This window comes from Thermasporomyces composti (assembly GCF_003386795.1).
GTDB lineage: Bacteria > Actinomycetota > Actinomycetes > Propionibacteriales > Actinopolymorphaceae > Thermasporomyces > Thermasporomyces composti.
The window spans coordinates 3,404,494-3,416,602 of sequence record NZ_QTUC01000001.1 but is presented as its reverse complement, the minus strand read 5'-3'; the positions used below and the strand labels follow the sequence as shown (position 1 = coordinate 3,416,602).

The following is a 12,109-nucleotide window of genomic DNA, read 5'->3' as shown; positions in this document are numbered from 1 at the left end:
CTCACCTCGACTCCGGCGCGACGTGCTTGACGATGACGGCCCTGGCGTTGCCCGCGTTGGCGACGAGCTGCTCGAGGGAGAAGCCCTCGCTCATCTCGTCGAGCGCGATCCGGATCGTGGCGCCGCCGTCCCCGCCACTGAGCCCTCCTCCGGAGGGCAGCTGGGTGACGATGACGTTGCTGGCGCCGAGCACACCCTTCTTCGGCGGGAAGGAGTCGTCGTTCGCGGGAATGAAGTAGACGTCGACACGATCCCACTGGCGGAGCGACTTCGGCAGGAGCCCGGCCTCCACCGGGATCGGAGCGTCCCGCAGCTGCCTGTCCGGTTTGGTGGTCCAGGCGTTGCGGGGCAGGAACTCACCGGCACCCACCGCTCGGACCATGCGTGCCCCTTCGGGGATCTTCTCGCGCGCCGACACGTAGCGGTCAGCGTCCTCCTGCCTCGTGAAGCGCACCTTGCGAACCACGAGCACGCTCTCGTCGAGCGGAGCCGAGGGAGCCAGGTCGACGTCGTCCTTGACCGCCCACACCTCGACCGTGGCATCCGCCTGGGCGATCACCCGGGCACCGAGGGCCATCGACGCCAGCACGAGCAGGATGCCGAGGAAGAGCTTGGGGTCGAGCCAGCGCGGCCGAGCCTGCCGAGTGGCCTTCGGCGAGGGGACTTCGGACAAGGTCTCACTCCTCCGGTTCGCGATCACCAGGCGTCGTGGTCGCTGGGCTTCATGGTCGCGGGCGCCCAAAACAGTACGACAGTTGAGCCGGCCCTGGTGTCCTGGCGTCGTCCTGTGGACGGAACCGAGTCAAGGAACCTGTGGACAAGCGAAGGCAACCGCAAGCAAACGCGTGGCAAACTGAGGCTGGGGTACGTCGAGAGAGGAGACCACCTTGCCTGGCACGCCAAGGTTCCTGCAGCTGGCTGATGTCGCGGAGGTGCTCAATATCTCGGCGGCACAGGCATACGCTCTCGTCCGCAGCGGTGAACTTCCGGCGATCAAGATCGGTGGGCGCGGCCAGTGGCGGGTGGAGGCGAGCGCGCTGGAGGAGTACATCCAGCGCATGTACTCCGAGACCCGGGAGTTCATCGCCGCGCACCCCTACACCTCGAACAAGGCGGACGACCTCTGAGCCGCCCCGACGACGGCGCCGCCGAGGCACCCAGCTCGGTCGTGGGTTCGCGTCCCGGCCCCGACGAAGCGAGGGGCCGGGAGCGAACCGCGTCGGCATACGCCTTGTGACGAGCTGTCGCCGAGCGTGAGGCTGGTCGCCGAGGGGCAGAGCCTTTCAGCGCCACTCCCCGTGGCCGGCCTCACGGACGACCACGGTGCCGACCTAGGAGCGCCGCACGAATGCGACGCCTGCGAAGGGCACCGTGCGTATCCCCTTGACGTCGCGGGCTCGACGTACCTCGCCAGGCGCGTGTTCGGCCATCTCGAAGAAGTCGGCGCCAACCCGGTCGATCGTCCCGGTCACGACACTGGCGTCCCGCATGGCCACCGCGACCGAGGATCGGTCGCGGGCGATGCCGCGGAGCGCGTACGCCAGCGTGAGCCGCGCCGCGACCCGTCCCTCGCTGCCGGGCGCGGCGGTGAGTCCGCCGAGACCGGTGATCCCGGTGATGGCGTCCAGCGGAACGAGCACCTCGAACCTCGTCTCCTCGGTGAGAAGCAGCCAGTCAGCTCCCACGCTGGAGATCCGTCCCGCCACCTTGCCGGCGCCGAGGACGTAGACGACCACGGGATAGCCGCGCATCGGCCGCAGCCGGTCGACGAGCCGGAACCGCGCGACCTCACGACGGGTGCGATCAGCGACCTCCGAGGCGAGCTCGGCGGCCTCCAGCTCCTCCATCTGAGCATCGAGATCGGCGAAAAGGCTCTCCCAACGCACCGGGCCACCGTACTGCGTGAGTGATCGACGACACCGTCTGGTCGCTGCTCACTCGCGGCCACGGTCGGTCGTTACATCGTCACGCGACCTCGCGAGCGAACGCGGTCAGGCGACCTCGCGAGCGAACGTGCGAAGCCGGACGAACACGAATCAAAGCATCAGAGACCACATTCGGTTGACAGCGCATCGAACCGCAGAGTATGAAAGCAAACGCAAGCAATCGAAAGGTTCGGAGGCCAACCAATGCGGACCGCCCGCCGAGTGCTCTCACCGATCGGCGTCCTCCTCGCCTTCGCGTGGGGCGCTTGGTTCCTCCGGTGGCTCACCGCCGGCAGCTGGAGTGGGGTGCGCGACGGCAATCCGTCGTTCGAGGCCCTTCTCGTCTTCGTGGTCGCGGTCCTGGCCTGGGCCTGCTACGCCTGGCTGGCGTTCGGCACGATCCTCATGGCGCTCTCCGTCCTCCCAGGTGCGCTGGGTCGTGCCTGCGGCGAGCTAGCCGAGCGCGTGACACCCGCGGCGTACCGACGGATCGCGCGTATCGCCCTGGGAATCTCCGTCGCCGCGGGTCCCATGTTCGGGGCGCTGCCCGCGAACGCCGCCACGGTGGACCAGCCCACCCAGGCGGCCGCCGCGGCCGCTCAGATGCTGCCGAGCCTCGACCGGCCGGGCACCATCGACAGCCGGCTCCCCAGCGGCGTCACCTTGCCGAGCCTCGACCGGCCCAGCGGGTCTGACGTGGTCACGAGCGACGTCGTCGCGAGCGACATCGTGGCAAGGCTGCCGATGCCCGACCGGCCGGTCGCCGACCAGGCTCCGGTGACCGGTCAGGCCGACCTGCCCAACCCCGAGCGCCCGCAGACGAGCGACCCGGTGACCCGCGCGCCGGTCCGCGACCTGGGGGATGTCCAGCAGCAGGTGGTCGTGAAACGCGGCGACACGCTGTGGGACATCGCGGCTCGTCACCTCGGCCCCGGGGCGAGCAACGCCGAGATCCATCGCGAGTGGCAGCGCTGGTACGAGGCGAACCGGCAGGTCATCGGCGACGATCCGAACCTGATCTTGCCCGGCCAGATCCTCACCCCTCCGCCACCGCAACGCTGACGTCTCCACAACCGCACCGGCCACAACACTCACCGAATCGGGGGATGCACCGATGACTGCAACCTGGACCACGCCGCAGTCCTCTCCGCGACTCAGCGTCAGCGCACTGCCCCGCCGTGTACCCGCGCCGGCGGCCGAGCCTCCGTACGACGACGAGCGAGGACACGGCACGCCCCTCACCGACGGGGCACTGGCTCTCGACCTGACCGACGACGTCACCGTTCCGGAGCGAGCGGCACGCGACAGCGCGGGCCAGCGACACCTCACGGTCGTCGGCAGCCGGCCGCCGAAGCCGCGCACGGAGGACTCGTTCTTCGCTCCCCAACCCACGCCGCGGGTGGCCTTGCCCGATCCCTACTCGTGGACCGGTCGGTTCGTTCAGGCGGTGGTCGAGGTGCTCGCCGGGGAGCGGCCGGTCACGCAGCTGTTGCGCTGGACCAACGAGGGCGTCTACGCCGACGTCACCCGCCGGGCACGGGCGCTCGGACGCCTCGCCCCAGGCGCGCGGCGTGGTCGAGGACGCGCGCTGGTTCGGTCGGTGCACCTGTGCGAGCCTCGGGACGGCGTCGTCGAGGCGGCCGTCCACGTCAAAGAGGGCGGTCGCTCGCGAGCGATCGCGCTGCGCCTGGAAGGGCTCGACGGACGCTGGCGCTGCACGGCCCTCGTCCTCGGCTGAGCTTGAAGCGAACCCGTCGTCGACACGGACGCCGCCGTCCCGAGGTGGGGCGGCGGCGTCGTCTCTGACAGCGCTCGCGGCTGACTGCAGATGTCGGTTCCCGACCGGCTTCCGTCCGGACGGCTCATGACCCTCGTCTCCGATCGGCACCGGCGAACCGACCGGTCAGCCGGACATGCGGGCCCGCGCCTTGGGGTCACCGTGGCAGCGCTTGAACTTCCGACCCGACCCGCACGGGCACGGCGCGTTGCGGGGAGTCCCGGAGTAGTCGCCGTCGGCGCCCTGCGCGGCGGTCTGACCGCCGATCCCGGTCCCGGGACGCTCCGTGCGCTGCACCACGCCACCGGCGCCGTCGACCGAGGGACCGGAGTACGAGAGCCGGCTCAGCTGCGGGCCGCCCAGCCCGGGGACCACCACCCGAGGACGCTCCTGGACGGGGGGCGGCGCCGGTGCTCCCTCCGGCTGCGCCGCTGCCCCCTGGGCCCCGGCCGCGGCGGACGCCGGCACCCCCGCGGGCGCGGCACCTGGGATGGTCGCCGGCACGAACTGCACCTGCGCGTAGAACAGCTGGCGGACCGACTCCTCCTTGATGGCGTCCATCATCGCCATGAACAGGTCGTAGCCCTCCCGCTGGTACTCCACCAGCGGGTCGCGCTGCGCCATCGCGCGCAGGCCGATGCCCTCCCGCAGGTAGTCCATCTCGTAGAGGTGGTCACGCCACTTGTCGTCCAGCACCCGCAGGATGACCTGGCGCTCCAGGTCACGGAGCACGTCCGAGCCCAGCTCGGCCTCGCGACGCTCGTAGGCACGGTGCGCGTCCTCGCGGAAACGCCGCAGCAGGTCCTCGCGAGTCAGGTGGGACCGTCCACCGACCTCGGCCTCCGCATGGGCGACGGAGAAACCGACCGGGTACACCGTCTTCAGGTCAGCCCACAGCCTCTCCAGGTCCCAGTCCTCCGGAGGTCCTTCCGTGGCGACGTAGACGTAGGACTCCAGGACGTCGTCGATCATCGACTTGACCTGCTCGTGGATGTCCTGGCCCTCCAGGACCCGGCGGCGCTCGGCGTAGATGACCTCGCGCTGCTTGTTGAGGACGTCGTCGTACTTGAGGATGTCCTTCCGCAGCTCGAAGTTCATCGCCTCGACCTGCGCCTGCGCGGAGGCGATGGCCCCGGTGACCCGCTTGTTCTCGATCGGGACATCGTCGGGGATCTTCAGGCTCGTGAGCACCCAGTCGACCCAGTCGGACTTGAAGCGCCGCATGAGGTCGTCCTCGAGCGAGAGGTAGAACCGGCTCTCGCCCGGGTCGCCCTGACGTCCCGCCCGACCACGGAGCTGGTTGTCGATCCGGCGTGACTCGTGGCGCTCGGTGCCAAGGACGTACAGGCCGCCGAGAGCGGCGACCTCGTCGTGCTCCGCGGCCACGGCCTTCTTGCACCGCTCGAGCACGGCCGGCCAGGCGCGCTCGTACTCCTCGGCGTGCTCGACCGGGTCGAGCCCCATCTCCCGCAGCTCCTGGTCGGCGAGGAACTCCGGGTTGCCACCGAGCATGATGTCCGTGCCTCGACCGGCCATGTTCGTCGCCACCGTCACGGCGCCCTTCCGGCCGGCCTGCGCGACGATCGCCGCCTCCCGCGCGTGGTTCTTGGCGTTGAGCACCTCGTGCGGGATACCGCGCTTCTTCAGCAGCGACGACAACAGCTCCGACTGCTCGACGCTGGTCGTCCCGACCAGCACCGGCTGGCCCTTCGCGTGGCGCTCGGCGATGTCGTTGACGACGGCGGCGAACTTCGCCTCCTTGGTGCGGAACACCAGGTCCGGCTGGTCGATGCGGATCATCGGCCGGTTGGTCGGGATCGGCGTCACCTGGAGGTTGTAGATCTTGTTGAACTCCGCCGCCTCGGTCATCGCCGTGCCCGTCATGCCGGCGAGCTTCTCGTAGAGACGGAAGTAGTTCTGCAACGTGATCGACGCGAAGGTCTGGTTCTCGTCCCTGATCGGAACGCCTTCCTTCGCCTCGATCGCCTGGTGCAGGCCCTCGTTGTAGCGGCGACCGTGCAGGATGCGACCGGTGTGCTCATCGACGATGAGGACCTCGCCGTCCAGCACGACGTAGTCCCGGTCCCGCTTGAACAGCTCCTTCGCGCGGATGGCGTTGTTGAGGTACTGGACGAGCGGGGTGTTCGCCGGCTCGTAGAGGTTGTCGATGCCGAGGTAGTCCTCGACCTTGTCGATCCCCGGCTCGAGGATGCCGACGGTGCGCTTCTTCAGGTCGACCTCGTAGTCGACGTCGGGCCGCAGCCGGGCCGCGATCCGCGCGAACTCCTCGTACCACTTCGAGCTCTGCGCGACCGTGCCGGAGATGATGAGCGGTGTCCGCGCCTCGTCGATGAGGATGGAGTCGACCTCGTCGACGATGGCGTAGTGGTGACCGCGCTGGACGCAGCCGTCCAGGCTCATGGCCATGTTGTCGCGCAGGTAGTCGAACCCGAACTCGTTGTTCGTGCCGTAGGTGATGTCGCAGGCGTAGGCCTTGCGCCGCTCCGGGATGCTCGAGTCCGAGCGGATCACACCCACCGACATGCCGAGGAAGTGGTAGATCCGCCCCATCCACTCGCCCTGGTACTGGGCGAGGTAGTCGTTGACGGTGACGACGTGGACGCCCTTGCCCGCGATCGCGTTGAGGTAGGCCGCCAACGTGGCGACGAGCGTCTTGCCCTCACCGGTCTTCATCTCCGCGATGTGACCCATGTGGAGGGCGGCGCCACCCATGATCTGAACGTCGAAGTGTCGCTGCAGGATCGTCCGCTTCGCCGCTTCCCGGACCGTCGCGAAGGCCTCAGGCAGCAGGTCGTCGAGGGACTCGCCGTCGGCGTACCGGGCCCGGAACTCCTGGGTCATGTCGCGGAGCTCCTCGTCCGTCATGGACGTGAAGTGCTCCTCGATGGCATTGACCTGCCTGGCGATGGCCTGAAGCTTCTTGAGGGTCTTCCCCTCACCGGCACGCAGGATCTTGTCGAGCAGGGCGGGCACGGACTCTCGGCTCCTCGTCGTACAGGTCGCGACTACCTAACGTGAGAGGGTCGTGTCGCGGACGTACACGAGGTTCACGACACGCCTCTGGCCATGGTAGGCGACACCCCCAAGACAATGCCCGTGCCCGCGACACAACGGTCACGGCAGGATGTTCCGACATGGAACCTCCCCGCCTTCCGGCCGGCCCCGTGGCCCTGCGACCGCCGCGGGCCGGTGACGTCGAGGACGTCCTCGACCACGGTCGAGATCCGGCGACCTCGATGATCTTCCCCGACCTCGCCACCCGTGCCGACGCCGAGCGCTTCCTCCTCGACCAGGTACCGCGTGGCTGGCGCGACGGCGACCACCTCACTCTCGCGGTCGCCGACGCCAGCTCGGACGCCTACCTCGGCGTCGTCACCCTGCGCGTCAAGCCGGGCGGCGCGGCCGACGTGAGCTACGGCCTCCGCCCCTCCGCGCGAGGTCGTGGCGCCATGACGGAGGCCCTCCGAGCACTCGTCGACTGGGCCTTCTCCGACGCCGGCCCGGGTCTGTCGGCGATGCACTGGCAGGCACCGGTGGGCAGCTGGGCAGCCCGACGGGTCGCGTGGCGCGTCGGGTTCCGGATCGAAGGCGTCCTCCGCGCTGGCGTCCTCGCGGACCAAGGCCGTGCCGACTGCTGGTTGGCCTCCCTCCTCGCCGACGATCCTCGTCAGCCGACGAACCCGTGGTACACCGCGGCCGTCCTGCGCGGCAGGCGGTGCGTCTTGCGTCCGTTCCGCGAGTCCGACGCCGACGCGGTCGTGGAGGGCTGCACCGACCCGCTCACCCGGCACTGGCTCACTCACCTCCCCGACCCCTACACGACAGCGGAGGCGCTCTCCTTCATCCACGGCCGCGAGGAGGCGCACGCGTCCGGCCGCGGGGTCCACTGGGCGGTGGCCGACCCCGACACGGACGCGTGCATCGGCGCGTTCGGGCTCAACGACATCGACCAGAGCACCGGAACGGCCGAGCTCGGCTACTGGGTGCACCCGGGAGCTCGGGGCCGAGGCGTGGCCACCGAGGCGGCCCGCCTGATCGTGCGGCACGCCCTGATCCCCGTCGACGACGGTGGCCTGGGCCTGCGCCGACTGACGCTCCGCGCCGCGGCACAGAACGTGGCCTCCCAGCGGGTCGCCGAACGTGCCGGGCTGCGTCCGGCCGGCGTCTGGCGAGCGGCCCAGCAACTGGGCGACGGCAGCTTCACCGACATGGTGGTGTTCGACCTGCTCGCCGAGGACGTCACGTCGGCTGACTGGCTGAGGGACGACATCGACTGACTGAGCGAAGCCGCCCAGTCCGCTGGGTCGACGCAGGCGCTCGAACGGAGCAGGTCTCCGGAAAGCCCTGACCGGATCCGAGAAGCCCCACGCCCACCGGAAAGGGGCGGCTGCCTCCCACGCCGGGCAGCCGCTCCGAACCCCGGTGGCCTTCGCCGCCGCGTGGAGCGCGGGCCGGAACGAGCGGCGTGGCCTCGCCGGAGTATGTCCAAGCCCACGGAAGATGGCCTGTCCGAAAGTTCGGCGTCCGAAGGCTCGGACGACACACATCCTGACCCACACAAACCTGGATAAAACACCTGAATCTGCCAGGCGTTCCGTCAGGACGGTGGCTCGCCGACCCACTCCCGGTGGGCCCCGCTCACCCTCCTCCCCCGGACGCCGCCGCCGGTCGGGCCTGGGTCTCGAGACGGATCACGCCGTAGTCGTAGCCCTTCCGGCGGTACACGACGCTCGGCTGGTGCGTGTCCGCGTCGACGAACAGGTAGAAGTCGTGGCCGACGAGCTCCATCTCGTACAGCGCCTGGTCGAGCGTCATGGGAGCGGCCACGTGGGTCTTCTCGCGGACGACGAGCGGCCCTTCGCCGACCACCTCCATGCCCGCCACCGTGCTGGCGGCGCCCGTCGTGGACTCCTCCGTCTCGGCCGGCTCCGTCTCGCCGCGGACAACCTCCGCCGGAGCGGTGGCGTCCTTGAGCGGACCCGAGGTCGCCTCGGCGACCGACATGGGAGCGCGGGCACCGCGATGCACGCGTCGCCGGTCGATGGCTCTGCGAAGGCGGCTGATCAGCTTGTCGAGCGCGAGGTCGAGAGCGACGTAGCGGTTGACCGCGGCCGCCTCGGCCCGAACGACCGGGCCGCGCATGATCACGGTCAGCTCGACGCGCTCGGACTGAGAGGCGTCCCTGGTGTTCTCCTTGGAGACCACGACCTCGACTCGGTGAAGTCGGGAAGCGAACTTCTCCAGCCGGGCCATCTTGTCCTCGACGTGCCGGCGAAAGCGTTCGGTCACCTCACAGTGGCGACCCAGCACCACGACGTCCACCTGAACCTCCTCCACATCGGATCTCGAGGCCGATGACGCCTACGACCACCTCCGCGGGAGCCGAGAAGGCGTATTTGGGTCGTACCCCACTTCTTCGCCGACGAGACATCCGGCCCCGGTGATGTGCGTCGCATGCGCGCAAAGACGGACCTGAGCACAAGGGCGGGCATGAGCCCGGGAGAGGCATGGGCTGAGGACGACCACGGAATGGGTGGCACCCGCCCGGCCGACCTGGTCTTCGTCCCCACATTCGCCTGCCGAGGGTCTCGCGGCAGCGGGTGCGCTCTGCGCCACTACCCCCCTTCTCCCGCACCAGAAGGCATCCGACCTTCGGGCGAGGCAGGGCTTACCTCTAAGCCGCACCGTGATCGGTCGACGAGAAGTCGCCTTACGTGGGCCGTTTCGCCTGCGGCTGGCATCGGCTTGCTGAACGCCGACCCGAGGGCGACGTCCAGCGCAACCACGGACCCGGGCGGGTGCCATGCGGCAACGCTAGCCCGCTCAGGCCGGTCCGAAAACCCGGGCGAGCGAAGAGTCCGGGCCCTTGCTGGTCGCCGCCACCACGACGGCCGCGCGGACCCTCCCGCCGACATCACGCAGCGCCCGCGCCGCCTCGGCGAGCGTGGCGCCCGTCGTCACCACGTCGTCGAGGAGCACGATCGTGCGGCCGGCCAGATAGCTCGCGAAACCTCGCCGAACGGTCATAGCCCCCGAGAGGTTCGCCACCCGTGCGGCGGCGCTGAGCCCCACCTGGTCGGCGACGGGACGGGCCAGCGCCAGAGCCGGACAGATCCGGAGAGGTCGACCCAGGAGTCGGCTGTTCGCGACCGCGTGGCGAGCGATGCGCGCGAGCGGGTCATACCCCCGTGTCCGGATCGCCGCCCTCCTGGAGGGCACCATCACCACGACGTCTCCGGGGCCCGCGGTGGTCGCGAGGACGCGACCGAGCGCCGCGCCCAGTGGCTTGGCGAGCCTCGTTCGACCACGCTCCTTGTGGGCGAGCAGGACAGACCGGACGACACCCTCGTACCGAGCGAGCGCGAAGACCGGCGGCAGCTCCAAAGGCGCCGGGTCGGGCCGCGCCGCGAACACCCGGCCCTCGAACTCTCGCGCGCAGTCCCGACACAGGGCACGGCCCGGTCGGTCACACCCGGCACACCTACCGCCCAGCACGAGGTCGAGAAGGTCGTCGACGCGCGCCCCAAGGCCAGCCACGACACCCGACCACGCGGATCTCCGCCATCCCCCGGAGGTGGGGGACCCTCCGGGTGCTCCGGGTGCGGAGTACCCCCCGGACGTGGGGCCGGGGTTCATCCGGGGTACGCCGGGCACGTGCCCTCTCCTCTGACGGCCCAGCGGTAGTCGCTGTGCTCGACGTACAGCCGACCGTCCTCGGCGGCGAGGAGGACCGGCTGGCCGGGGGCCGCCGCCAGCGCGTGTGCGTTCGGGCCGCTGCCGAGGAACTCCACCTGCGAGCCGTCGACGGAGACCAGGGTGGGACGCGCCGGCGACTCGCCCTCCCGGCCGAGCACGACGATCCGATCCAGGTCAGCCCACGCGAGGTCGGTCATCGACGTCAAGGGGACGCGGATCTGGCGCAGCCCACGGATCGCGTTCATCGCGTCCCCACGTTCGATTCGACCCACGTACAGGTTGGTGCGGCCGGACTCCTCGACCAAGGCTGCCACCCGCGCACCCTCGCGAGAAACCTTGAGGGCGCGGACGTCCTTGCCGGTCAAGCCGGGGGCGGCGACCTGGAACAGGCGCTCGGACAAGTCGCGGACGAGGATTCGAGCCCGGCCGCCCCGACGGTCGGTCATCCACAGCTGGCCCGTGCGGTCCCACGACGGCTCGACGATGTCCGTGCCTTGCAGCACCGTCCGGGTCTCTCCGGCCGAGCTGTGCACCCGCACCGTCGTGCCGTCGCTCGAGACGGTGGCGAGCCAGTGCGCCGACGCCGGCTTGTCGCCTTCCCGCGGCTGAGCCACGTCACGCTCGGCGAACAGGCTCACCGCGATGGACCGGGCGTCCAGATCGACCTGCCCCAGGGGGCCGCGCACAGGTACCGTCCGGTCCGGACCGAGGATGACGAGTCGCCCCTTCGACAGGGCGTACGCTCCGCGGGCGGCGCCCGCGACCATGGGGTCGTAGATGGGCCACTTCTCGCTCTCCGGTCGGACGCCCGCGTCCTCGACACCGAGGGAGACCCGGTCGGAGGTCACCTCCACCTTGCGCACGCCCGGCACCTGACCCAGCGTCCATGCCAGCTGGGCGAGGATGAACCGCCGCTGGGAGTCGGACAGGTTGGCGATGTCGCCGGTGAGGTCGATTCTCGCCACGGAGTCCTCGACCGTGACCGCTGGCGTCGCCAACCGTGTGCCAGCGGGAAGAGCCGACTGGACGGCGGGCCGCAGCCACGGCGAAGGACCCCGCAACAGCGCGTTGACCAAGAGCGTCTCGAGGTGGCCCCGAATCGGCAGGTAGACCGGATCCGGGACCAGGATCTCGAAGTTGGGGTCGAAGAAGTACAGGTTGTGTTGCGCGAACTCGCGGTTGAAGTTGAAGGTGGACATGATGAGGGCGTCGGGAGGATTGCTGATCCGCCACTCGCCGTCGACCTTCGTCATCCCCAGGTCGAGCTTGACCCTCTCGCCCGGGTGCGCGGAGGTCCACGCGCCACCAGGTCCCACGTGCGCCACCAACGGCACGTCGATGAGCACCCGACCCGGCTCAGGCTCCGACAGCGGCCACACGGCGCTGTCGTAGACGAAGACACCACTGGGCTGCCAACGCTCGGCGACCGACGGCGCGAGGTACTTGCGGGAGATCGGTTGACCCGCCTGGTAGCTGGCCATCGAGTCGAGGAACCCACGGGCCACCTGCTGGGCGCTGTCGCCGGGATCGGGTCCGCTGACAAGCACCGGGATGGAGGTTCGTCCTGGTGAGCTGGTGCCCATGGGTTCGAAACGCACCGGACCGCTGGTCGGGACACGGGCACAGCTGGCGAGCACGCCGACCAGCGCGAGCACAGCGGCGACGATGGCCCGTCTTCTCATCGCTTCTC

General features: G+C 69.9%; 10 protein-coding genes. 4 read left to right on the top strand and 6 right to left on the bottom strand.

Features of this window, described 5'->3' with window-relative positions:
- Position 1: 1 nt before the first annotated feature.
- Entirely contained in the window at positions 2–673 is a 672-nt protein-coding gene (locus DFJ64_RS14815) for a hypothetical protein (protein WP_147304719.1), read from the bottom strand.
- A 214-nt stretch (positions 674–887) separates the two neighbouring features.
- On the opposite strand from DFJ64_RS14815, the gene DFJ64_RS14810 reads away from it, so the two are divergent.
- Positions 888–1,127 carry a helix-turn-helix domain-containing protein gene (locus DFJ64_RS14810; protein ID WP_115850991.1) on the top strand — a complete coding sequence of 80 codons (240 nt, stop codon included), beginning with the start codon at positions 888–890 and terminating at the stop codon, positions 1,125–1,127.
- Positions 1,128–1,331: 204 nt separating this feature from the next.
- Here DFJ64_RS14810 and DFJ64_RS14805 read toward each other — a convergent pair whose 3' ends face one another.
- Positions 1,332–1,886, bottom strand: a complete 555-nt coding sequence (locus tag DFJ64_RS14805) for a hypothetical protein (RefSeq protein ID WP_115850990.1) — start codon at positions 1,884–1,886, stop codon at positions 1,332–1,334.
- 243 nt (positions 1,887–2,129) lie between these two features.
- Between DFJ64_RS14805 and DFJ64_RS14800 the strand changes: the two genes are divergently transcribed.
- Complete coding sequence (locus DFJ64_RS14800; RefSeq protein WP_115850989.1) at positions 2,130–2,987, top strand: LysM peptidoglycan-binding domain-containing protein; 858 nt, start codon at positions 2,130–2,132, stop codon at positions 2,985–2,987.
- Positions 2,988–3,039: 52 nt separating this feature from the next.
- Positions 3,040–3,663 (top strand): Rv3235 family protein, encoded by a 624-nt coding sequence (locus tag DFJ64_RS14795; protein ID WP_115850988.1) that lies wholly within the window; start codon positions 3,040–3,042, stop codon positions 3,661–3,663.
- Between the two features lie 165 nt (positions 3,664–3,828).
- On the opposite strand, the gene secA is transcribed toward DFJ64_RS14795, so the two are convergent.
- Positions 3,829–6,696, bottom strand: a complete 2,868-nt coding sequence (gene secA, locus DFJ64_RS14790) for a preprotein translocase subunit SecA (RefSeq protein ID WP_115850987.1) — start codon at positions 6,694–6,696, stop codon at positions 3,829–3,831.
- Positions 6,697–6,857: 161 nt separating this feature from the next.
- On the opposite strand from secA, the gene DFJ64_RS14785 reads away from it, so the two are divergent.
- Positions 6,858–8,000: a GNAT family N-acetyltransferase gene (locus DFJ64_RS14785; RefSeq protein WP_115850986.1), complete on the top strand. Its 1,143-nt coding sequence runs from the start codon at positions 6,858–6,860 to the stop codon at positions 7,998–8,000.
- A 361-nt stretch (positions 8,001–8,361) separates the two neighbouring features.
- Here DFJ64_RS14785 and hpf read toward each other — a convergent pair whose 3' ends face one another.
- The 3 genes from hpf to DFJ64_RS14770 all read right to left on the bottom strand — a co-directional run bounded on the left by hpf (position 8,362) and on the right by DFJ64_RS14770 (position 12,101).
- On the bottom strand, positions 8,362–9,045 hold the full coding sequence (gene hpf, locus DFJ64_RS14780) for a ribosome hibernation-promoting factor, HPF/YfiA family (RefSeq protein ID WP_115852116.1): 684 nt from the start codon (positions 9,043–9,045) through the stop codon (positions 8,362–8,364).
- Between the two features lie 501 nt (positions 9,046–9,546).
- Positions 9,547–10,260, bottom strand: coding sequence for a ComF family protein (locus tag DFJ64_RS14775; RefSeq protein WP_211310624.1), 714 nt, complete (start codon positions 10,258–10,260; stop codon positions 9,547–9,549).
- Between the two features lie 95 nt (positions 10,261–10,355).
- Positions 10,356–12,101 (bottom strand): LpqB family beta-propeller domain-containing protein, encoded by a 1,746-nt coding sequence (locus DFJ64_RS14770; protein ID WP_115850984.1) that lies wholly within the window; start codon positions 12,099–12,101, stop codon positions 10,356–10,358.
- Between the last annotated feature and the right edge of the window lie 8 nt (positions 12,102–12,109).